The 22,790-nt window shown below is 57.2% G+C and carries 22 protein-coding genes; 11 read left to right on the plus strand and 11 right to left on the minus strand.

Translation table 11 applies throughout. The features are described 5' to 3' along the window. Positions 1–51: 51 nt before the first annotated feature. The 4 genes from pbfA to ACR0I0_RS07740 all read right to left on the minus strand — a co-directional run bounded on the left by pbfA (position 52) and on the right by ACR0I0_RS07740 (position 5,428). Positions 52–1,404 (minus strand): (R)-1-hydroxy-2-aminoethylphosphonate ammonia-lyase, encoded by a 1,353-nt coding sequence (gene pbfA, locus ACR0I0_RS07725; protein WP_171118375.1) that lies wholly within the window; start codon positions 1,402–1,404, stop codon positions 52–54. A 106-nt stretch (positions 1,405–1,510) separates the two neighbouring features. Further along, complete coding sequence (gene phnY, locus ACR0I0_RS07730; RefSeq protein ID WP_171637141.1) at positions 1,511–2,959, minus strand: phosphonoacetaldehyde dehydrogenase; 1,449 nt, start codon at positions 2,957–2,959, stop codon at positions 1,511–1,513. An 18-nt stretch (positions 2,960–2,977) separates the two neighbouring features. Beyond that, positions 2,978–4,222: a phosphonoacetate hydrolase gene (gene phnA / locus ACR0I0_RS07735; protein ID WP_171637143.1), complete on the minus strand. Its 1,245-nt coding sequence runs from the start codon at positions 4,220–4,222 to the stop codon at positions 2,978–2,980. An 18-nt stretch (positions 4,223–4,240) separates the two neighbouring features. Then, a complete protein-coding gene (locus ACR0I0_RS07740) occupies positions 4,241–5,428 on the minus strand; it encodes a 2-aminoethylphosphonate--pyruvate transaminase (protein WP_209835386.1) in 1,188 nt (395 codons plus the stop codon). 120 nt (positions 5,429–5,548) lie between these two features. Between ACR0I0_RS07740 and ACR0I0_RS07745 the strand changes: the two genes are divergently transcribed. Further along, positions 5,549–6,439: a LysR substrate-binding domain-containing protein gene (locus ACR0I0_RS07745; RefSeq protein WP_171118368.1), complete on the plus strand. Its 891-nt coding sequence runs from the start codon at positions 5,549–5,551 to the stop codon at positions 6,437–6,439. Between the two features lie 24 nt (positions 6,440–6,463). Here ACR0I0_RS07745 and ACR0I0_RS07750 read toward each other — a convergent pair whose 3' ends face one another. The 7 genes from ACR0I0_RS07750 to ACR0I0_RS07780 all read right to left on the minus strand — a co-directional run bounded on the left by ACR0I0_RS07750 (position 6,464) and on the right by ACR0I0_RS07780 (position 14,499). Then, positions 6,464–8,485 carry a putative 2-aminoethylphosphonate ABC transporter permease subunit gene (locus ACR0I0_RS07750; RefSeq protein ID WP_480490851.1) on the minus strand — a complete coding sequence of 674 codons (2,022 nt, stop codon included), beginning with the start codon at positions 8,483–8,485 and terminating at the stop codon, positions 6,464–6,466. Beyond that, on the minus strand, positions 8,482–9,597 hold the full coding sequence (locus ACR0I0_RS07755) for a putative 2-aminoethylphosphonate ABC transporter ATP-binding protein (protein WP_371732276.1): 1,116 nt from the start codon (positions 9,595–9,597) through the stop codon (positions 8,482–8,484). Before ACR0I0_RS07755 ends, ACR0I0_RS07750 begins: the two co-directional genes overlap by 4 nt. Before the next feature lie 132 nt (positions 9,598–9,729). Then, positions 9,730–10,749 carry a putative 2-aminoethylphosphonate ABC transporter substrate-binding protein gene (locus ACR0I0_RS07760; protein ID WP_171118362.1) on the minus strand — a complete coding sequence of 340 codons (1,020 nt, stop codon included), beginning with the start codon at positions 10,747–10,749 and terminating at the stop codon, positions 9,730–9,732. A gap of 269 nt (positions 10,750–11,018) precedes the next feature. Next, positions 11,019–11,858, minus strand: coding sequence for an EamA family transporter (locus tag ACR0I0_RS07765; protein WP_171637153.1), 840 nt, complete (start codon positions 11,856–11,858; stop codon positions 11,019–11,021). Then, the gene (locus ACR0I0_RS07770; protein ID WP_371807751.1) at positions 11,855–12,259 is read right to left on the minus strand and encodes an FAD-dependent oxidoreductase; all 405 of its coding nucleotides are present in this window, start codon (positions 12,257–12,259) and stop codon (positions 11,855–11,857) included. Before ACR0I0_RS07770 ends, ACR0I0_RS07765 begins: the two co-directional genes overlap by 4 nt. Positions 12,260–12,316: 57 nt before the next feature. Next, positions 12,317–13,072 (minus strand): DeoR/GlpR family DNA-binding transcription regulator, encoded by a 756-nt coding sequence (locus ACR0I0_RS07775; RefSeq protein WP_171637155.1) that lies wholly within the window; start codon positions 13,070–13,072, stop codon positions 12,317–12,319. 161 nt (positions 13,073–13,233) lie between these two features. Further along, complete coding sequence (locus ACR0I0_RS07780) at positions 13,234–14,499, minus strand: serine hydroxymethyltransferase (RefSeq protein WP_480488503.1); 1,266 nt, start codon at positions 14,497–14,499, stop codon at positions 13,234–13,236. 109 nt (positions 14,500–14,608) lie between these two features. Here ACR0I0_RS07780 and ACR0I0_RS07785 point away from each other — a divergent pair, with 109 nt between their 5' ends. The 10 genes from ACR0I0_RS07785 (at position 14,609) to pqqE (ending at position 22,788) form a co-directional block, all read left to right on the plus strand. Beyond that, positions 14,609–15,493: a LysR family transcriptional regulator gene (locus ACR0I0_RS07785; RefSeq protein ID WP_210093063.1), complete on the plus strand. Its 885-nt coding sequence runs from the start codon at positions 14,609–14,611 to the stop codon at positions 15,491–15,493. A gap of 220 nt (positions 15,494–15,713) precedes the next feature. Beyond that, positions 15,714–16,460 (plus strand): ABC transporter ATP-binding protein, encoded by a 747-nt coding sequence (locus ACR0I0_RS07790; RefSeq protein ID WP_480490854.1) that lies wholly within the window; start codon positions 15,714–15,716, stop codon positions 16,458–16,460. After that, positions 16,457–17,248 (plus strand): ABC transporter permease, encoded by a 792-nt coding sequence (locus ACR0I0_RS07795; RefSeq protein ID WP_171363233.1) that lies wholly within the window; start codon positions 16,457–16,459, stop codon positions 17,246–17,248. The genes ACR0I0_RS07790 and ACR0I0_RS07795 overlap by 4 nt, the downstream gene beginning before the upstream one ends. After that, positions 17,245–18,846, plus strand: coding sequence for a sensor histidine kinase (locus tag ACR0I0_RS07800; RefSeq protein WP_480488509.1), 1,602 nt, complete (start codon positions 17,245–17,247; stop codon positions 18,844–18,846). Before ACR0I0_RS07795 ends, ACR0I0_RS07800 begins: the two co-directional genes overlap by 4 nt. Positions 18,847–18,850: 4 nt before the next feature. Continuing rightward, positions 18,851–19,534 carry a response regulator transcription factor gene (locus tag ACR0I0_RS07805; RefSeq protein ID WP_171637164.1) on the plus strand — a complete coding sequence of 228 codons (684 nt, stop codon included), beginning with the start codon at positions 18,851–18,853 and terminating at the stop codon, positions 19,532–19,534. A gap of 102 nt (positions 19,535–19,636) precedes the next feature. Next, a complete protein-coding gene (gene pqqA, locus ACR0I0_RS07810; protein WP_117873022.1) occupies positions 19,637–19,738 on the plus strand; it encodes a pyrroloquinoline quinone precursor peptide PqqA in 102 nt (33 codons plus the stop codon). Between the two features lie 23 nt (positions 19,739–19,761). Next, positions 19,762–20,658: a pyrroloquinoline quinone biosynthesis protein PqqB gene (pqqB, locus tag ACR0I0_RS07815; protein WP_171723911.1), complete on the plus strand. Its 897-nt coding sequence runs from the start codon at positions 19,762–19,764 to the stop codon at positions 20,656–20,658. After that, a complete protein-coding gene (pqqC, locus tag ACR0I0_RS07820; protein ID WP_171723912.1) occupies positions 20,655–21,404 on the plus strand; it encodes a pyrroloquinoline-quinone synthase PqqC in 750 nt (249 codons plus the stop codon). Before pqqB ends, pqqC begins: the two co-directional genes overlap by 4 nt. After that, a complete protein-coding gene (pqqD, locus tag ACR0I0_RS07825) occupies positions 21,404–21,676 on the plus strand; it encodes a pyrroloquinoline quinone biosynthesis peptide chaperone PqqD (RefSeq protein WP_171723951.1) in 273 nt (90 codons plus the stop codon). The genes pqqC and pqqD overlap by 1 nt, the downstream gene beginning before the upstream one ends. Then, positions 21,676–22,788, plus strand: coding sequence for a pyrroloquinoline quinone biosynthesis protein PqqE (pqqE, locus tag ACR0I0_RS07830; protein WP_480488514.1), 1,113 nt, complete (start codon positions 21,676–21,678; stop codon positions 22,786–22,788). The genes pqqD and pqqE overlap by 1 nt, the downstream gene beginning before the upstream one ends. The last annotated feature ends 2 nt before the right edge of the window (positions 22,789–22,790 follow it).

Consider the following 22,790-nt stretch of genomic DNA (forward strand, 5'->3'; position numbering starts at 1 on the left):
CGGAAGGGCGCGGCCCCTGATCCTATTGTGACACGAGATCGGTAAGGGGCGTCAACTCTCGGCCTTGATTGCAGCAATTACGATGTCGATTGCGCGGTCCAGCTCCAAACGCGAGATGGTCAGCGGCGGTGACAGTGTCAGAACGCACCCCTGGCTGATCTTATAGCTCAGACCGGCCTCGAGACAGGCATAATAGATCCGTTCGGCGCACGCGTTCCCCGGTGTTTTGTCGGCGCGATCATCGACGATTTCGATCCCGAACATCAGGCCCCTTCCCCGGATGTCTCCGACAATCGGAACGTTCTGAAGTTCATCCATCAAGCGACCAATGGCATGTTCACCCAGTTCGGCTGACCGGCGAACCAGGCCTTCGTCTTCGATGATCTGAATTGTCGTCAAAGCGGCACGGGCGGTGACCGGGTTTTTTTCGTGCGTGTAATGCCCGATGGCAAAATCTCCGCAGACATCTAGTTGCTTACGGGCGACACAGGCGGCAATAGGCAGGATGCCGCCGCCAAGCGCCTTCCCAAGTGTCACGATGTCCGGGATGATCTCGTCATGTTCAAAGGCGAACATCCTGCCCGTCTTGCCAAGACCCGTCGGGATTTCATCCATGATCAACAGCGCCCCGTGACGGTTGCATGCCTCGCGCACCGTCTTCCAGAACCCCGGCGGCGGGACATAGGGCACGGCACGCATCGGTTCCGCAATGACCGCCGCCACATCTCCTTCGCGCTCGAGGACATATTCGACCATTTTCGCACAAGCCAGCCCGCAGGTTTCGGGGCCCGCATGATTGTACGGGCATCGATAGCAGGCAAAAGGGGCGACATGTTCGGTACCGGACAAAAGGGGCCCCGCAATGTGACTGCGAAAGGTCGCCTCTCCGCCGACACTTGCGGCGCCGAAACCCGCGCCATGGAAGGCATCCCAGAAGCTGATTGTTTTGAAACGACCGGTGGCGGCACGCGCGATCCTGAGGGCAACCTCGTTGGCGTCGGATCCGCCAGTGGTAAAGAGCATTTTGCCCAGATCACCAGGCACGATCTCTGCCAGTTTTTCAGCCAGCTCCACCGCCGGATCATTGGTAAAGCGGCGGGGCGCAAAGGGCAGATCGTCAAGCTGTGCCTTTATGGCGGCTACCAAGCGGGGATGGCCATACCCGATGTGGTGTACCGAGTTGCCGTGGAAATCCATGTACCGGCGGCCCTCGATATCTTCGATCCAGAGCCCTTCGGCCTTTGCAATGGTGCTGACGCAGGGTGAGGACAGAGATTGATGCAGGAAAACGTTCGCATCGCGTTTGAGCAATGGCGATGATTTCGGCCCCGTCGATTTTTGCAGCCACGCCTTGCGCGCCTCGGACGTGTTTGATTCCCCTTCAGTGTGGACAATTTGTGGCATCGCCGCTCCTCTTTGCCGTCATCAAAAGATGCGGACCCCGCAAGGCCCGCCAGTACCAGGGAGGAACTGTGTTGCCCTTTCCGCAAAAGGAGTAAGGGCAACAGACTCAGTTAGGCCACGGCAGCGAATAGGTTTTGACGTTGGTGAAAAACTTCATCGCTTCGATGACGCCTTCCTTCACCCCGTTTCCACTGTCCTTGATGCCGCCAAAGGGCGACATTTCAATGCGGTAACCCGGCTGTTCCCAGATGTTGCAGGTGCCGACGTTCAACCCGTTGATGAAGGCAATCGCCCGGTTCAGATCATTGGTGCAGACACCCGAAGACAGGCCGAACTCGGTTCCGTTTGAAATTGCCATCACCTCTTCGTCGTTGTCCGGCACACGAACGATCGGCACGATGGGACCAAAGGTTTCCTCCATCACCAGCTCGCTGTCATGGGGAACCTTGTCGACGACGATTGGCGGCAGCAGCGCCCCCTGACGACCGGGGTGGTACAGAATTTCAGCACCCTCTTTTTCCGCCTGAAAAACGCGGTTTTCAAAAATTTCGGCGGCCTTGTCATGGATCACGCATCCCAATTCGGTTTCCGGGTCTTGCGGATCGCCGAACTTGATCTTCTTGGCCTTTTCAAGAACCAGCGGCACGAATGTATCGGCCACACTTTCCTGCACGAGAATGCGCTTGACCGCCGTGCAACGCTGGCCGGAATTTCCGGTAGCCCCCGCCACCGCAATGGCTGCCGCCTTGTCCAGATCGGCCTCACTCAGGTCATTCAGAACGATCAGAGGGTCGTTGCCGCCAAGTTCCAGCGCCTGACGCTTGTAGACGCCCTTTTCGGCGATCATCTTGCCGACGGGCACACCGCCGGTGAAGGTGATGATATCGATGTGCTCATTGGTGATCATTTCGTCGCCAATGTCGGCGGGCCAACCTGTCACGACCTGGAACATCTCGGGCGGCAAGCCGGCCTCGTAGAGAATGTCCGCCAGTGTCAATGCAGTCAGCGGCGTCAGCTCGGTCGGTTTGCAAACCATGCAATTGTTGGTGGCAATCGACGGCGCGATCTTGTGGCTGACCATGTTCAGCGGGTGGTTGAACGGCGTGATCGCGCTGATTGCTTTCACCGGTTCTCGGGTGGTGAAAATCTTGCGGGCCTTGCCATTGTGGGTCAGGTCGCAGGAGAAGATCTCACCATCATCCTTCAGTGCCTCGGCCGCCGCGAATTGATACACGTCCTGCGCGCGCTTGGTTTCGTAGATCGCATGCTGGTGACAGATCCCCAACTCCAGCGTCAGCCATTTCGCAAGATAGTCGCGCTTTTCGCCGATCAGCTCGCCTGCCCGTTGCAGGATCTGGCTGCGCTCGTATCGGGTCAGCTTGGGTTTGTAATTCGCCGCGATCTCAAACGCCCGGCGCGCATGTTCGGCTGTACCGGCTGGTACGTGACCCACAACCTCGTTTGTGTACGGGTAGAGAACGGGAACGGTGTCATCGGTAAAGACTATTTCGCCGCCGATCCGCATTCCCTCGTTGCGTACTTCGATTTTCGACATGGTCTGATCTTTCATAGCTTACTGTGCCGCCGCTGTTGTTGCGTAGAAGAAGGCATCGAAATTGCGCAGCACGGGTTGGTTTGGCAGGTCGATGACACGGTTCACGATGAAGGGAACTTCCTGCTCGGTCAAACCACCATGGCTGCGCAACGGCTCTTTGAGTGCTGCCAGATCGTGGCGATGCTCGGACGTGCCGATGCAGATGTTTTCACCGGAAACCATCACGATGTCGCCAATGCGGTCGCCCGGCAATTCGAATTGCTCGATCGCCTCGGCCTTGGTCAGCACATGAGTGATGCCGCTGGTCGCCTTGAGCTTGCTGATGATGTCGTCCTGGTCTGCTCCGTCAGGCAAATAAGCGGTTGCAAAAGACCCCAACGCGCCATGATGCACGACGTATGGATCGGTAATCGGAAGAATGACCCGCGCCGCATCCTTGCCCAGCCATTCGTCCATCAGGTCTTGCACGTACACCACCGAGGGGGATCCATCCGCCAAATGCTTTGGCTTCATGCCGTGATCCGCGGTCACCACGATGGCCGCACCCAACTCATCCAACTCGCCAAGATACCGGTCGAACATGGCATAGAAATCGAGTGCGCCTTTTTGATCGGGTGCAAACTTGTGCTGGATATAGTCGGTCGTCGACAAATACATCACGTCGGGCTTGAACTCTTTCAGCAGCTTGACGCCAGCGGCAAAGACAAATTCGGAAAGCTCTGCCGAGTAGACCTCGGGAACGTCCATGCCCAGCCATTCGCTGGCGTTGTCGATGCCATGTTCCGCCAGCGTCGTTTCACCCGACCGTTCGGAAGAAAACGCAACCGCCCTGCCCTCGTCAAATTTCAGCCCGGCCCCCAACAGCGCGCGCAGCTTGTCCTTGGCGGTTACCATCGCCACGCGGAAACCTGCGTCGTAGAATTGGGAAAAAATGGTCGGCGCACGCAGGAAGCGGACATCATTCATCATCACTTCCTCACCGCTGTCGGGGTCGATGAGGTAGTTGCCGCAGATGCCATGCACGATCGGAGGGCGCCCGGTGGCAATCGAAAGATTGTTGGGGTTGGTGAAGGACGGGATAACGGAATGGGCCAGTCGGTCCGTGCCCTCTTCGCGTATCCGCTTGAGATTGGGCATCAGCCCTTTCGCAATCGCGACATCAAGATATTCGGGCTCGCATCCATCAAGGCAGATGGCAATGGCAGGCACCTTCGGCGTCGGATAGACGCGCTCATTTGCTTCGACAGGGGTTTGAATGGTCATCTGTATTTTCCTTGATGTTTAAGCGGCCAGCTTGGCGCGTTCTTCCAGTGCCCGAAGAGGAGGAGCGGCGTTTGTCACGCCCATTTCTTCCAGGGATTCCTTTGCTGCGCGCACGACATTGCGCATGACGTCTTCGTCCATCTGACCGATGCATCCGACGCGGAAACTGTCGACGACGGTCAGCTTGCCCGGGTAGATAATGAACCCTTTGTCCTTCATCAGGTTGTAGAACTGATCGAATACGAATTTCTCATCGGCGGGGCAGAAGAACGTGACGATGATCGGGCTGAGCCAACGATTGTCCAGCAGCGTTTCGAAACCCAGTTCACGCATGCCCGCAACCATGACGTCCCGGTTGCGGGTGTAACGTGCGCCGCGGCCGGCAACACCGCCTTCAGCTGCATGCGCCCGAAGCGCTTCGATGAAGGCGGCGACCACGTGCGTCGGCGGGGTAAAGCGCCACTGACCGGTCTTGTTCATGTGCGCCCATTGGGCGTGCACATCCAGAGACAGGGAATGACTGTTACCCTTTGCGGCTTCCAGCTCGTTCTTGCGCGCCACAATGAAGCCAAAGCCAGGAACGCCCTCGATGCACTTGTTGGCCGAAGACACCATGGCTTCATAGCGAATATCCGAGGGCCTGAGCTCGATCGCGCCAAAGGCAGACATCGAGTCGATCAAAAGCTTGCGACCGGCTGCATATGTGGCCTCGGATATTTCCTCGACGGGGTTCAAGATACCCGAACTGGTTTCGCAGTGAATGGCAACAACATGCGTGATGGCCGGGTCATCCGCGAGAATGCGCGCAACCTCGTCGCCCCGTGGCGGCAGGTAATCGCCCTTGTCCAGCACGATATGGTCCCGGCCCAGATACTGTAGCGTCTGCGCAGAACGTTGCCCATAGGCGCCATTGGCCAGTACCAGCGCCTTTCCTTCCGGCGGAATAAAAGACGCCAGCATTGCTTCGACCGAGAAGGAGCCGCTGCCTTGCATTGGCACACAATCGAAGGCGTCGGCTCCTTCACCAAGCAGGTCCAGCAGGCTTGACCGCAGCTCTTTTGTCATGGCGCGAAAGTCGTCGTCCCAGCTGCCCCAGTCCTTCAGCATGGCCTCTTTCACGGCATAGGACGTTGTCAAAGGACCGGGTGTCAAAAGGTATGGTTCGCCGAGGCGCGGTTGCTCGATTTTTGGATGGGATGGCGTCATTACCGGGCTCCAGAACAGCGTTTTCACAAACACCATTGCAGCAACGGTTGCTATATGTGAAATTGCAAATATCAATCTAATTATAAGTGCAGCCTATGCACAAATCATTGGGGACCGGTGATGCGGCACAGCCAGCTCAAAGCCTTTCATTACGTGGCCAAACATGGCGGGTTTTCCCGCGCGGCCGAGGCGCTTTTTCTGACGCAGCCGGCAATTTCCGAACAGGTTCGAAAGCTGGAACAGGATCACGATCTGTTGTTGTTTCAGCGCGAACGAAAACGCGTGAACCTCACCCCCGAAGGCGAACAGCTTTACCGGTTCACAAAGCAGTATTTTGAGATCGAAGATCAGATCGAGGACTACCTTTCGGAAACCAAGGCCGCAATCGACGGGGAATTGCGGATCATCGCCGATTCAGCGCATCACATGACGTCTTTCCTGGGGTCGTTTCAAAAGAAGTACCCCAAAATCACCATCACCGTGCGGTCCGGAAACACCGAAGAAATTTTGGAAGAACTTCGGTCGTACAATGCCGAGATTGGTGTTGTCGGCAGCCTGTCCCCCGGCAAGGACATGGATGTGTTGAATCTTGGGTCCACTGAAATCGTGGCCTTTGCCGCCCAAGGCGTTCTTTTGGCATCCAAACCTTCGCTTTCTTTGGAAGAACTGGCCGATCTGCCGCTGGTTTTCAGAGAGCACGGGTCAAAAACACGTCAGAAGTTGGAAGAAGAAGCCGAAAGGCGCGGTATCACGTTGAATCCTGCAATCGTTGCGGAAGGACGCGAGGCCGTGCGCGAGCTTGTGGCCTCGGGGGCAGGCATCGGGTTTGTCTCTCAGGCAGAGTATGGGCATGATGATCGGTTGCGACAAATCAAGCTCAAGGACGTGAAGTTGCAAATGGGTGAAAGCATGATTTCGCTGTCGCAACGGCGCAACGTAAAGATCATCCGGGCCTTCATGGACTTTGCCCAGCGCGCGCTGGAAGAAAAAAGCCCCCCCGCCGATACCTGACCGGCGGGGGCACGGTTCCTTTGGCTACCGGCTTCGCCAAGCCTGAGTGCGCTTCAGGATGCCTTTTGAAGCAATCAGGTGAACGATCCGGGCAGCGGCGTTGGTGTAAAAGATCATCATGCCCATCGCCGCCGCAGGCGCGATATCCCCGGCATCATCCATGTTCAGCACCGCGATGGACGCAAGCGTCGTTTTGGGAGAATAGAGGAATACCACTGCCGACACGGTCGTCATCGCATTGACGAACAGATAGATTGAGATGTCCAACACCGCTGGCAGACAAACCGGAACCGTTACCCGTGCAAACAGCTTCATTGTCGGCTGTTTGAGCGAGGCAGACACTGACTCAAATTCTCTGTCCATTTGCTTGAGCGCGGTGACGGCCGTCAGGTGCGATACGGTGTAGAAATGCGTCACAGTGCAAATCACCAAAATCGCCATCGTGCCGTAAATCCCGTTCAGCGGATTGGACGGGTTGTTGAAGAAGAAGATGTAGGACAGCCCCAATACCATTCCCGGGATCGCCATGGGTAGCATCGCGAACATCTGGAAAATCGACCGGCCGGTTCTGAACCCGTTTGATTTTTCAACCAGATAGGCCCCGAAGAACACAACCGTCGTGCCGATGACTGCCGTCAGCAACGCCAGTTTGATCGAGTTGAAATACGACCCCCAGCCGCCGCCGTCCATTCTGTTGAACTGATAGTTCTTGAAGCTCAGACTCAGGTCGTAGGGCCAGAACTTGATCAGCGCCGCAAACTGACACACAGCCAGAAGACCAACGATGAACAGGCCGATCAGGCTGCAATAGATCAGGAATATGCGGTCAGCTTTCGGGTTTGGCGTCGCCTGATATGGCACGGAACGCGCCGAAAGCAGCGCAACCTGCTTGGACTGAACCATCCGGTCAATGGCAAAAGCCAGAATGGCCGGAATGACCAGAACCACAGAGACCACGGCGCCCATTTCAAAGTTCTGCTGGCCGATCACCTGTTTGTAGATATCCACAGCAAGCACGTTGAATTGACCACCGATGACCTTTGGCAATCCGAAATCAGTGATCACCAGGTTGAACACGACAAAGGCCGCCGAGATCAGGCCATAGCGGGCCCCGGGGATGGTTACGGTCCAGAAGGTCCGCCATGGCGTCGACCGCAAGCTGGCCGCAGCTTCATACAGGCGCGCGTCAGATATCGCGAGCGCGGTCGATATGATCAGAAACGCGTGCGGAAAGGTAAAGAAAACCGATCCGATCACGATGCCTATGGGGCCGTAAATGCTGGCACCGAACAGCAACTCCTTGATCATGCCCTGATTGCCGAACAGATAGACCAACGCGATGCCCGGCAAGAGCGACGGAACCAGGATCGGTGCCATCGCGATAAGGCGAAAAACACCCTTGAACCGCATGCAGCTTCGGTTCAGCGCATAGGCGAACCAAAACGCCAGTGTCACCGTCACAATGGTGCTGACGACCGAGATCCAAAGCGAGTTCTTGATCGAATTGAACAGTGCCGGTGTCGAGAAGTAGTTGATGAAATTGTCCAACCCTCGCGACTGGACCGGCCGCATTTGCACCCGGCGGAACGTGTTGGAATCAAGCTCGACCCAATCGGCGCCTTCATTCAATGTCGATCCGACCAGAAAGCGCCCGGTATCCGTCGTGTTGCGGATCTTGTACATCACCGGGCTGCGAAAGCTGAAATCAGGAAAAAATCCGGTTACCGGCAAGCGCCCGTCCGAACCCGTCACCAGGTCAGAGTCGGAATAGACCCCCAATTGCCTGTTCAACTCGTCTGCCGACAGGATCGTTCCGTCGAAGACGCCTGCGTCGTCACTTACCTGAAACTCGTACTGGGACAGCTCGACCCGATAGGTCGAAAACGACTTGGACAGCATCGTGTAAAGCGGCAACGCCAATGTCACGACCAGATACAGCGCGATCACCATCATACTGCCGCGCATCAGGATATCATCACGGCTGAGCTTGGGCTTGATGTCCGGCCCGACAGGCAGGCTGTCCTGATTGGTAGAAACCGAGCTCATGCCTTGGCCTCCGGCGCTTCAAACGCCATAAGGCGGTTCTCGGGAAGCTCAATCACCACGCTGCGCCCCTCTTCCAGTTCCAGACGACGCACGGCATTGATCGAGAAATCCGCGATCAGTTCCGATGATCCGAACTTCTCGTTGTTCAAGCGGCAGCGCCAGAACGAACCCAGGAACTCCATCTCATCCAGCGTCACCTCTATGCAGTTCCGATTGCCGCCCGTGTCGAGATAACCAGCTTCATGAGGGATGATGTCTTCGGGTCGAATGGCCGCGATGATCGGGGTTCCATCGTTGAACTTGTGGCTGAGGCAGGCAAAGGTCTTTTCACCGACGCTCAAACGTCCGCCTTTGGTGACCTGCGACCGGATCTGGTTCATTTCACCGATAAAGTCGGCAACGAACAGATTGGCCGGATCCCGGTAGATTTCGGTAGGAGGCCCCACCTGTTCGATCACACCATGATTCATGACCACGATGCGGTCTGCCATCGCCAGCGCTTCTTCCTGATCGTGGGTCACCATCACGGTGGTCACACCCAGCTTGCGCTGCAACTCCTTGATCTCGTGCCGCAGATGAACACGCACTTTGGCGTCCAGCGCCGACAGGGGTTCGTCCAGCAGCAAAAGTCCGGGGTTGGTCGCAATGGCACGCGCCAGCGCAATTCGTTGCTGCTGACCACCTGACAATTGCGCCGGATATTTCTTGCCCTGATCCGGCAGACCAACCAGGGTCAAGAGTTCGTTTACGCGAACAGCGATATCCGATTTGCTGCGGCCGGTGTTTTCAAGGCCAAAAGCGATGTTCTTTTCAATCGTCAGATTTGGGAACAACGCGTAGGACTGAAACACGATCCCGAAATCACGCTCGGACGGGGGCAGATTGGACACGTCCTTGCCATCCTGCATGACCGTACCCTTGGTCTGCAAATCCAATCCGGCGATTGCCCGCAAAAGAGTGGTCTTGCCGCACCCGGACGGGCCGAGGAAACAGACAAACTCGCCCTCGTTGATTTCCAAAGAGATGTCCTTGAGCGCCAGAAAGCTTCCGAACGCTTTCCACAAATTCTGGATGCTGAGATACAGTTCACCGGGTGGTGTTTTCTGAAGCACGGGAGAAGTCCTCACATCTGCACCTCGGGCGCGGCCGGTCCTGGCCGGTTGAAACCGGGTGAGTAAGTTGTTTTTCGGGGAACAAGAGACTGGTGTGCAGGAGAGGCACGAAAGCCTCTCCTGCCAATGGGGTTACTTCGCTTCCGACTTTCCGTCATAGCGAGACTGCCATTCCTTCAGGATTGCCGCGCGATTGTTGGCGGCAAACTCAAAATCATTTTCGATCATTGCATCCAGAAGACCCTCTGGGAAGTGCTCAACCGGTTTTGCAACGCCCGGATAGGCGACAACTGCATAGCCGGTGTTGTACATCTCGTTGGCTTCTTTGGTGACGGTGAAATCCACCAGCTTTTGCGCGGCCTCCAAATTGGCGGTGCCAGCAACAATTGCGGTGGCTTCCATGTCCCATCCGACGCCCTCGGAAGGCACGATGATCTCAAGCGGCGCGCCGTCGGCTTTGGACTTTGCCCCGCGGAACGCAAAGGAAATGCCAATCGGGATTTCGCCTGCTGCGGCCAGTTTGCAGGGTTTTGAACCTGAATGGGTGTACCGCGCGATATTCTCGTGCAGCGCATCCATGTATTCCCAACCACCTTCTTCACCGAACATCTGCAACCAGCTGGACACGTCAAGGAAACCGGTGCCCGATGAGTTCGGATTGGGCATGATCACCTGATCTTTGTACATCGGATCGGTGAGATCCTTCCAGGATGTCGGCGGGGTCAACCCGGCCTTTTCGGCCTCGACGGTATTGTAGCAGACGGATGCAACCCAGGCGTCCATGCCGACCCAGGCAGGGGGGTTGTCGCCATCAACAAATTTTTTGTCCAGCTTCTCCACACCGGCCGGCGCATAAGGCTCCAACATACCTTCTGATTTCAGCAGCAGCAGCGACGTGGCGGCCAGGCCCCAAACAACGTCTGCCTGCGGATTATCACGTTCTGCCAGCAATTTCGCCGTAATGATCCCGGTCGAGTCGCGAACCCAATTGATCTTGATATCAGGGTGGCTTTGATTGAACGTCTCGGCATACCGGGCCAAGTCTTCCGCCTCGACTGCGGTATAAACTGTAAGTTCCGTTTCCGATGCCGCCGCCGTCGCCGTCAGCGCACCGATAGTCAGAGCTGCGAGAAGTGATGCTTTGTGTTTCATTGTGATCCTCTGTTGGTAATTATGTTGTTTTCGCCATTCTTGCGCGGCGTTAGAACTCGATTATTGTGCACCGATTGTTTGACAGCAGTTTGACAGATAAAAACGCCAATAAAAATCGATTATATCTTCGATGTCATAAGCATCTCCTATAGATGAAATCCGCTCGCCCCGGAAGATCAGCGCGGAACCGGCCATGACGATCAACAGATCATCAAGGCATGTCAAAGGAGCTTAATTCTCAAAACTTTCCCGCGGCGGCGCAAGAACGCTCAACGTGTCATCGCAAGGAGTCCGATCCCGATCGCGACAATAGTCGCTGCAAGAAGCCTGTTGGATTTCGGCCCTTCGCCGAACCACATCACACCAATAAGCGATGCAAAGATAACCGAACTTTCCCTAAGCGCGGATACAACGCCCAAGGGCGCGACCGTCTTCGCATACAGCACCAGCCCATACGCCACGCCAGAGATGACGCCGCCTGTCAGACCCGCCCACACATAACGCCTGGGCAGTGCGACGAAACGCTGCCATCTGGTTGCGAAGATAAATCCGGCGACAAAAATTTCCGCAACGAACAATGCCGCAATGTATCCCAGTATATTCCCGGACAGCCGGATACCAATGCCGTCCACAATCGAATAGGACGCTATCATCAGGCCCGTGCCAAACGACGCCGCCACGGCGACCCAGCTTGTGTTTCGGCCCAGCCCGACCAGGGACAGGCACCCAATCCCAGCCGAGATGCAGACAATGCCGACCCACGCGATCGGCGGCAGAAACTCACCCGCGAAAAGAATGGCACCCACCGTGACCAGGATTGGCGTCATCCCGCGTGAGATCGGGTACACCACCGACAGATCCCCATGTTTGTAGGCGGTGTTGAGAAACCAATAGTACCCCCAGTGGATCAGGGTCGAACCGATGATGAAGGGGAACGCCGCCCAAACCGGCAAGCCGATAAAAGGCAACGCAATCAGCGCAGGCACGGCGTGGCCAAGCGCCACCAACCCCAAAACAACCGCTTTGTCGGGCGCGCCTTTGACAACCGCATTCCAGAGCGCGTGCAACACGGCTGCGGTCAATACGATGAGAACTGCCTGTAGTGTCATTGTGGCCCGACGATATGAGCTGAATATTTGTCTTGCGTCAGATTTCGACTTTCAGCGCGCTTGTTTGCGCGCGCATGCAGTGACTTGACCAAATCTTGATCTGTATCGCGGCAGCAACGGTTTAGGGGGCTCAATCCCGCTGGGCAATGCGACCCCGGCGAGGGGCGGATCAGGTTGGTCATCGCGGGTTGGTTGCACAACGGACCAACCAGACCAGCCACATGCCATGTGGTGCCACGGCTTGGTTGCCCCTGCTCAATAAGCACCACTTCACGTTGCCACTTTCCGGTCAGATGATACGCAACCGTGCAGCCAATGATGATGCCTCCGACAATAACATGCTGCGCTGTGCGAAAGTTTGGTGTCAGCCATCGGGTCGCTCCGTACTCAGGGATTCGGATTTCCCTTCACCCTATTTGTACTTTGCAAAATTTGGCAATTGCTTTCCTGTATTTGCGTTATGCTTTCACAATATCCACGGGTTGGCTTTGCAGCGCGCCAGCTATGCTGTTTGGCAACTCCTCATCCACAACCAGAGTCGCTTTCACCGGCAGAGGTTTCATCACAATCGGACCAACCACGTCGAACTTGCTGCTATCAGCCAGGATCAGCGGCCGCTGCGCACGTTGCATCATCATATGACGCAGGTTGGCGCCTTCCAGTGAGAAATCCGTAAACAATGCCCGAGAGCTCACACCGCCGACCCCGATCAACGCATATTCCGTATTGTATCGCGACAGGTGGTCGAGCGTGTCCAAACCCAATGTGACATTCTCTGAAAAATCCAGCCGTCCGCCCAGCAGCGTGACTTCGGCGGCTGCCGACGCCAGCACAGATGCAATCGTCAAATCATTGGTATATATTGTAAGGTTTTGTCGCACAGCAGCCAGAGCCTGCGCCGCCGCCACTGTCGTTGACCCGCTGTCGATTATCACGCTGGCCCCGTCCGGAATCACGCTTGCCACATAGACTCCAATCCGTTCCTTGCCTTGCGGGTTGGTTTGAGCCCGGTCGGCCATCGGAGGTTCCCGCCTGCGAACACTGGTCGCGCCGCCCCGCACCTGATGAAGCTTGTTCTCCAGTGCCAACTGTTCAATATCCTTGCGCACGGTTTCCCGTGACACACCAAGCCGTTCCGTCAGCGAACGGATCGAGACCGCTGGCTGGCGCGAGACTTCTTCCAGTATGATGGCGTGGCGTTCAGGTGCGAGCATTGGCCGGCCCTTTGGTTTTGGACTGCACGAATATGCCAAAATTTGCAAACATGGTACAGCCCAAACACCCAATCAGGCATGCGTTGCCATGGCGCAGCGGTGACGCGCTCACACCAATGGTCCAGAGCGGTCAATGGACCCTGCCACCGGGCACGCAGTGACTACGCTGGATAGATGGGGAACGATTTGCACAACGTTGCGACCGAGGCTTTGCAGCGCGGAATTGTCGCGTCGGTATCACCCGTGGCCTCAGCTTCGATCAAATCCGCAATCACGTTTGCCAACTGGTCGAACGCGGCCTCTTTCATGCCGCGGGTCGTTGCCGCGCTCACGCCCAGGCGCAATCCAACCCATTCTGACGGTCGCGTGCTGTCATTGGGGATCGCGTTTTTGTTGGTCGTGATATTGGCCTTTTCCAGAACGGCCTCGGCGCGTTTGCCTGTGATACCCTTGGGGCTGAGATCCACGAGCACCAGATGCGTGTCAGTACCACCGGACACGATACGCAACCCCCGGGACTGCAAGGTTTCTGCAAGTTTGGCGGCGTTGGCTTTGACCTGCGCTCCGTAGTCCTTGAACTCATCCGTAAGCGCTTCGGCAAGGCAAACCGCTTTGGCCGCCAGAACCTGGCTGTGGATCGAACCCTGAACGCCGGGGAAAACCGCAGATTGCAGCCTCTTGAACCAGTCCTCGTTGTTGGTGAGGATCAGCCCGCCACGAGGACCACGCAGTGTTTTTGTCGTGGTGCACGTCACAATGTCCGCATGCGGAAAAGGCGAAGGATGCACGCCCGCGGCGACCAGCCCGGCAATATGGGCCATGTCCACATGAAAATGCGCACCAACCTTCCTGGCGATTTGCCCCATGCGCCCGAAGTCGATTTCCCGTGGATAGGCAGACCCACCCGCGATCAGCAGCTTTGGCCGGATTTCCTCGGCCAGTTTTTCCAGCGCATCGCAGTCAATGACCTCGGATTCGGCATCGACACCATAATGATGCGGTTCGAACCAGCGACCCGACAGGTTGGCCTTCAGGCCGTGACTCAGATGACCGCCGGCAGCCAGATCCAGCGACAAAACCCTGTCGCCAGGCTTAAGCAGCAGAAAGAAAACAGCAAGGTTCGCCTGGCTGCCGGAATGGGGCTGAACATTGGCATAGTCGCATCCGAACAGTTCCCTGGCGCGGTCGATTGCCGCCTGCTCGACGACGTCGACAAACTGACCGCCCCCGTGGAACCGGTTTCCCGGATACCCTTCAAGCGTCTTGTTGGTCATCTCATGCCCGAGAGCATCCAGCACCGCGCGGCTGACGATATTTTCGGACGCGATCAGCTCAATTTGGTCCTGCTGGCGCTTTTTCTCGTTTGCAAGAGCTTCTGCGACGACGGGGTCGGTCATCCCAACTGGGTTTTCAAAGTGCCGCGACATCCGGGCTCCTCCGATGCGATTGCGTTTTCTCCAAAATTCCAGAGTTCCACTGGCCGAAGCAAATCAGTATTGCTATTTATTTGCCGCAGAAAAACTAAGGCTTAAATGGATGTCACTTTCCCCTCGTCGCCCGAAAGGCCCACATCTCAATGCTTTACGAGCATTCGAAGCGGCGGCTCGGCTTGGAAGTTTTGCCGCAGCGGCAGACGAGCTATCCGTTACTCCGGGCGCGATAACTCAGCACGTCAAGGCCCTTGAAGCCTGGGCCGGCACCCAACTTTTTGTCCGAAATGCCCGCGGGGTCGAGATGACGGCGCTTGCCGAAGAGCTTTTGCCCGGGTTCACCCAGGCGTTTGATCAATTGGGAATGGCCGTGCAGGAACTTCGAACCAAGGCCCTGCCGCGCAAGGTCAAGGTCGCCGCGCTGCCGTCGATCGCGCAATTGTGGCTGGCGCCCAGACTTGGAACGCTCAGACAAATTGCCCCGGATTTGTCCGTGTCTGTTGTGGCCCTTGAAACGCCGCCAAACCTTACGCGTGAACCATTTGACATGACTTTGTTCTTTTCCGGTGAACCGATCGGAATCAACGAAATCAAAATAGCCGAAGATGTGATTTTCCCGGTTTGCGCCCCCTCGGTCGCGGATCGATTGAAATCTGTTTCAGATCTTTCGCAGGAAACCCTTCTCCATGACGGGGCATGGGCAAATGATTGGGACAATTGGCTGAACAGCCAACCAGATGGCGCACGTGTACCGAAGACGGGAACCGTGCACTCGTTGTATTCCGTCGCGCTGGAAGAGGCGCGTCATGGCGGTGGCGTGTTGATGGCGCACGAAGTTCTGGTTCAGAACTTGCTGGACAATGGCGATCTGGTTCGCCCGTTTTCGGCCTCGTTGAAGCTTCCTCGCGCAATGGTGGCCAAATTCACACCCTCTTTCAGCAGATCCCCCGTATTTAAAGAGTTCAGATCGTTTTTGCTGAACGCAAACTGAAAAGCGGTGCCCGCAAAACGGGGTGTTCGCGCCGATCAGGCCCGCCTTCCCCTGACAGTCTCGGCTGGCCAAATTTGGCGACGAATCCTTCGGGCGATACCATCAAATCCGTGAAGCTTCACATACTTAAGTCGTGGTCCGGCCTCGGACTGGAAGGTTGAGAAACGCGCCCCGACGATGCAAGCTGCTGTCAAGAACCATGGTTCGGGACGGAGGAAGAATGTCAGACGCGCGCCCCTCGGCGGAAACCGATCCTGGTCTCGCCGTACGCGACCTGAGCTTTCATTATGGCGCCAAGGCGGCTTTGGATGCTGTCTCTTTTGACGTGTCGGCGGGGATGTTCTGCGGTCTGCTCGGTCCGAATGGGGCCGGAAAATCTACACTGGTGTCGCTGCTCACGCGATTGCTTGTGGCGCCGGACGGTGAAATCACGGTCGCAGGCCATGATCTGCGCCAATCCCCGCGCAAGGCGCTTGCAAAGCTTGGCGTGGTCTTTCAGCTACCGACACTGGATCTGGGTTTGACGGTGCGCCAGAACATGACCTATTTCGCAGCTCTGCATGGGCTACCACGATCCGAAGTCCCTGGCCGTATCGACGCGGCGCTGGATCGACTGAACATGCGGGAACGTGCCGGGGAACGTGTTCGCGATCTCAATGGCGGTCATCGCCGCCGGATGGAGCTGGCGCGTGCCCTGCTGCACGACCCTTCGGTGTTGCTGTTGGACGAGCCGACCGTTGGGCTTGATGCCGCGGCTCGGCACGCGATAACCGACCATGTGCACGACCTGGCGGAACAGGGGCTGTGCATCCTGTGGGCCACGCACCTGACAGATGAAATGCGCGACGACGACCAGCTGCTGGTTCTTCATCGCGGTCAGATTCTTGCCAGTGGGCAGGTGGGCCGCCTGCGGGGGGATCAAACACTGTCCGATTGGTTCCTGTCCCGAACCGAGGTCCCGACATGAACGGATTCCTGGGAGTCGCCCGCGCCATCATCGGACGCGAGTTTCTGCGTTTCATCCATCAACGCGAACGATTTCTGGCAGCTCTGGTTCGGCCAATGGTTTGGCTTTTGATCTTCGCAGCAGGGTTTCGCGCGGCCCTCGGCCTGTCGATCATTCCACCCTACCAGACCTATATCACTTACGAGACCTATATCGTCCCCGGCCTGTGTGCGATGGTTCTGTTGTTCAATGGGATGCAAAGCTCGCTCAGCCTTGTCTACGACCGCGAGATGGGCTCGATGCGCCTTCTGCTGACCAGCTCGTTCCCGCGCTGGTGGCTTTTGTTCTGCCGTCTGCTGGGATCAACGGCGATATCCATCCTGCAAGTCTATACGTTTCTCGCATTGGCCGCTGTGTTCGGCATTGTACTGCCGTTACCCGGTTATGTCGCGGTTTTGCCGGGGCTGGTTCTGGGTGGTCTGATGCTGGGCGCGCTGGGGCTGGTGCTGTCCAGTTTCATCAAGCAGCTGGAGAATTTTGCCGGGGTGATGAACTTTGTCATCTTCCCGATGTTCTTCCTGTCCTCCGCCCTTTATCCGCTGTGGAAAATGGCTGAAAGCTCGCCATTGCTGCGGGATATCTGTGCGCTGAATCCTTTCACGCATGTGGTCGAGTTGATCCGGTTTCTGCTTTACTTGCAGATCAACTGGGGGGCCCTGCTGTGGGTTCTGGCGTCAACCGCGATACTGAGCGCGATCGCCGTTTGGGGGTACGACCCGGCCCGGGGCCTGATGAGGCGGAAATCATGACGGCCGCGCCACAAACCGCAAAGCGGAGTCTGCTTCTGAAAACACGCTTGGGCCTTGGGGCCGTCGTGCTTGGATCAGGCACCCTGCTGGCGGCCGCAATCCTTTACTTCGGGATGCAGACCGTCGCCAGCCGCCTGGAAACGGCACTGGCATCGGAGACCCGCATGGCACGATATGCTGCTCTGTCGACCCAGGCGGCCACATTTCTTGTGATCGCAACCGAGTCGATACAGACCGGCCAAACGGTCGAGTCTCGACTCGATCGCCTTTCGCCGATCCAAGACCAAATTGGGGCAACGTTTCTGAACCTTCGTTCCGATGTGGAAGATGCCGTTGCCGCGGTTCAATCCCTGGGGCTGGACGAACAATCGCGATACGGAACCCAATCCCTGGGTCTGGCCAGAATGGAGGCGCTGCTGGCCAGCACGCTGGAAGGGCTAGCCGACGCAGACGCCGATCAGGCCCAGCTCCGCGCCTATGTCGACTCGTTTGCGTCGGCGTTTGATCCCCTTCTCAGCCAGGCGGTGAATACCGAGGTACTGTTTCGAAACTCCGTCATGGCGGGAATCGAAAGGACCCGCTGGGTTCTGACCTGGGCGGCACTGGCACTGGCACTGTTCGCCTTGCTCAGCACGGCGTGGTTCTATTTTGGCCTGGTGCGACCGCAGTTCTCTCGTCTGGATCGGCTGCGCAACGCGGCGGTTCAGGTCGGCCGATCCGAATTCGCAATTTCGCTGCCTCAAACCCGCAATGATGAGATCGGCCAGTTATATGGCGAGACCAACCGCATGGCCGCTGCATTGAGAAAACGCCAGGCCGAGGTTGACGCAGAATGGGCCCGGTTGAACGAGACCATTGCCCAGCGAACCTGCGAACTGAGCGCTGCAAATGAGTCCCTGTCCAAGATCGACGAAAACCGGCGCCGCTTTTTTGCTGATGTCAGTCACGAACTGCGCACACCGCTGACGGTCATCATGATGGAAGCTCAGATAGGCCAGAGGGATAACCAGAACGCGCCAGAGGCGTTGGCAACAATCGAAAGCAGCGCGGCAAAACTGAACCAGAGAATCGATGATTTGCTGCGCGTCGCCCGTTCCGAAACCGGTGAGCTGGCTCTGGAACCAACCAACGTTGCACTATGCGATCTGATGCAAACAGTTGTGAGCGACATTCAACCTGAAATCGACGGCGCCGACATGCAGCTTGAAACGGGCGACTTCCCGGATTGTTCGTTGCACTGTGACCTGAACTGGATTCGTCAGGTCCTGCTCAGTCTGATACGCAATGCGATCCGACATGCGCGGGACGGGAAGGCGTTGTTGCTGTCCGGTCAATCGGTTGATGGTGGCGTTCAAATACAGCTGACCGATAACGGCCCCGGAATTCCCGACGGCGCCCAAACCCGGATCTTCGAGCGGTTTGTACAAGGAGGGGCAGCAAACAGTCAGGGTTTCGGTGTCGGGCTGGCACTGGCCAGGTGGGTTATAGAGGCCCATGAAGGAACCATTTCGGTGGCAAGCCCGGTTCCGCGTGAAGACGCCTTGGGATCAAATGCCGGTACAAATGTCTGCATTCGACTACCACTGGCGGAGGCATAGAAAAATGGTCTCCAGACTGCTGATCATAGATGACGACCCCAGAATCACGTCGGCCCTTGTCCGGGGCCTGTCGCTGCACGGCTACTCAGCCGAGGCTGAAAACCGCGCCGACCAAGGGTTGGAGCGGTTGAAAAGCGGTGTATTCTCGGGCGCGATTGTCGATGTCATGCTGGGAACCGACAGTGGTATCGAACTGGTCCGGGCCGCGCGTCTTGCCGGGGTCGGAATCCCGATATTGATGTTGTCTGCCCTTTCCGATGTCGATCATCGTGCCGCCGGGCTTGAAGCCGGGGCCGATGATTACGTCATTAAGCCGTTCAGCTTTGATGAGCTTGTCGCCCGGTTGCAGGTACAGGAACAACGCGTGCTGTCTCAGCGCCCGGACCCCGCGCGCCTGTCGTCGCGGGACAGAACACTTTCGATCCGCGAGACACGCATTGCGCTCACCGAACGTGAATTCGAACTGCTCACACTGCTCAACAGCAAGGCCGGATCGCCAATATCCCGAGGAGAACTGTTTGACACGCTCTGGTCACAGGACGGGTCCAGTAACGAAAACGTGGTGGACGTCTACATCGGATATCTGAGAAAGAAATTGGGGTCGGATGATTTTGGATTTGAAATCAAAACCATACGCAATCAAGGCTTCTGCCTTCAGGGAACTGCTCCACTGTCAGATGACGCCTGAGTACCGACCAAAGTCTAAATCCTTCTTATGAATTAAGAGTCGCACGGGCGCATGAGACCTGCCACATTGCTCGCAAGCACATTCTAGGAGGAGGACCCTGATATGGCTTGGAACAGACCTGTTATTCGCGAAATCGAATGCGGCATGGAAATCAACATGTACGGCCCCGATCACGACGATGAGCGCGGTGGCGGCCTGATTTGATCAGCTGCAAGCGCCAACATTAAATGACGTTGCGCGCAATAATACTTGGGGCCGCTGCTGGCGGCGGCCTTCCGCAATGGAATTGCGGATGTGAAAACTGCAATCTGGCCCGAAGCGGACATATCCCGGCGCAGACGCAATCATCACTCGCGGTCTCACCCGATGGCCAGAACTGGGCCATCCTGAACGCGTCTCCGGATATTCGAACGCAGATCGGCAATACGCCTGTCCTGTATCCGTCCGGGTTGCGAGAGGTGCCGATTCAATCGGTGCTGGTGACAAATGGTGACATCGACCATGTGGCCGGCTTGCTGACGCTGCGCGAGATGCAGTCATTCACGCTGTTTGCAACCCAGAGCATTCAGGACGTCATCGCGCAGAACCCGATTTTCGACGCCTTGAACGCCTCGGTCGTGACTCGCGCGCCTATCTCGTTGAATCAGACGTTCGATCTGGTTCCCGGCTTGCAGGCAACATTGTTTTCGGTGCCCGGCAAAGTGCCTCTGTATCTGGAAGGGGAACATGTCGAAACCGAATTGGTTGGCGAACAAACCGTCGGAGTGGCGCTGAGCGCGCAGGGGAAGACGGCATATTACATACCGGGCTGTGCCGCATTGACGCCCGAGCTGCGCGCCCGACTTGACGAGGCCGATCTTTTGTTTTTCGACGGCACGCTTTGGCACGACACGGAAATGGTGCAGGCCGGGTTGGGTCAGAAAACGGGCAAGCGCATGGGCCATATGTCGATGGACGGCCCCGATGGATCGATCGCTGGTTTCGCCGATATGAAAATCGGCCGGAAAGTGTTCATCCACATGAACAACACCAATCCGGTTCTGCGCCCCGACAGCGCCGAGAACGCCCGGGCAAGGGCGAAAGGCTGGACGATAGGCCAGGATGGCATGGAGATAACGCTATGACCCAAAGCCACAAAGAGTTCGAGGCCCGACTTCGTCAGATCGGAGCCGAGCGTTACCACGACCTTCATCCGTTTCATCATCGCCTGCACGGTGGTCAATGCACGCCTGACGAAGTGCGGGCTTGGGTGATCAACCGCTACTATTATCAGCATTCCATCCCGATGAAGGACGCCGCCTTCATGTCGCGTGTAGAAGATCCTGCGCTGCGCCGAGCCTGGCGGTCGCGGATCGAAGATCATGACGGCACGGAAGACAACGAAGGTGGTATCCGGCGCTGGTTGCGACTGGCCGAAGCCGTCGGTCTGGATCCGGACTATGTCGCCTCATGCGACGGCGTATTGCCTGCCACCAGATTTGCGGTGGACGCTTACGTGCGATACGTCCGCGAAAAATCGTTGCTGGAAGCGGTTGCGGCCTCACTCACTGAATTGTTTGCTCCCAAGATTCATGCCAACAGGATCGAAGGCCTGCTTCGGCATTACGATTTTGCGGATGACAGCTCGCTTGCCTATTTCCGCAACCGCCTGAAAGAAGCCCCCAAGGATGTGGCCTTTGGTCTGGCATGGGTATTGGATCATGCCGACACCGCTGAAAAACAGGACGCGGCAGCCAAGGCACTGATATTCAAAACCGATGTCCTCTGGTCGCAGCTGGATGCCCTGTGGGGCGCCTATGTCGAACCTGCCCGAATTCCTCCGGGGGCATGGAAGCCGGACACCGGTTTACGGATGCGGCAGGCGTCGTAATGTTGGCGCAGGAGGTCCCCTTGCTACCGCGTGGTGTCCGCATCCATTTCGATTCCGTGCGAGAACAATGGGTTCTGCTGGCACCTGAACGGGCCGTGACGTTGGATCAGATCGGACATGCGATTCTGAGCGAAGTTGACGGCCAACGCAGCTTTGGTCAGATCACCGCGAGACTGTCCAGGCAATACAACGCCCCGGAAGAACAGATTGTCGAAGACAGCTCGGGGTTTCTGGATGCCCTTCGGGCCCGTCGCTTTCTGGATGTCATCTGATGCAGGTAAAACCCCCTCCCCCCATTGCCATGCTGGCCGAGCTGACGCACAGATGTCCGTTGTCCTGCCCCTATTGCTCCAACCCAGTCGAAATGGCCAAACTCGACAATGAAATGGATACCGAAAGCTGGGCACGTGTTTTCAGAGAAGCGGCGGCACTTGGTGTCTTGCAATTGCATCTGTCCGGTGGCGAACCCGCATCCCGCCGCGATCTGGTTGCACTGGTCAATTCCGCGCGTGAGGCCGGGTTGTACACCAACCTGATCACGTCGGCGATCGGCCTGTCCGAGCGACGCCTGTATGAGCTGGACGAAGTCGGCCTGGACCATATCCAGCTTTCTCTTCAGGGCACCGACGCCGCGATGGCGGATAAGGTAGGCGGCTATCGCGGCGGGTTTGACCGCAAGATGAAAACGGTCGAATGGATCAAGAAGATCGGGTTTCCGCTGACCCTGAACTTCGTGCTGCACCGTCACAATGCCTACCAACTGCCGCGGGCGCTGGAACTGGCACAGGAGATGGGTGCCCGGCGGATCGAAGTTGCAACAGTGCAGTTCCACGGCTGGGCCTTGCGGAACAGGGATGCGTTGATGCCGACGCGGGAACAGGCGCAACAGGTGACGCGACAGGTGGCCGAGGCCAGGAAAGACCTCAAGGGGCAACTGGTCATCGATTATGTTCCAGCGGACTATCACGACGACTACCCCAAGCGATGCATGGGCGGCTGGGGGACAACCGGGCTGAACGTGGCGCCAGACGGTCAGGTTCTGCCCTGCCATGCGGCTCAGTCCATCCCGCATCTGACATTTGACCGGGTACAGGACAAACCGCTTGCGGATATCTGGTTCCATGGCAGCGCGTTCAATGCCTATCGCGGAACGGATTGGATGTCGGACCCGTGCAAAACCTGCGAACGCAAAACCATTGATTTTGGTGGCTGCCGCTGTCAGGCCATGGCCGTTATCGGAGACGCAAGCGCCACTGATCCGGTTTGCATCAAATCACCCCACCATCAGACCCTGCAAAACCAGGCAAACGAACATGCCGCCAAATCGGATGCACCTTTCACATATCGTACCGCACCCGGTGCGGCGAGAGAGCCTGCGGAATGACC

The sequence above is a fragment of the Ruegeria sp. AG6 genome, from assembly GCF_056541565.1.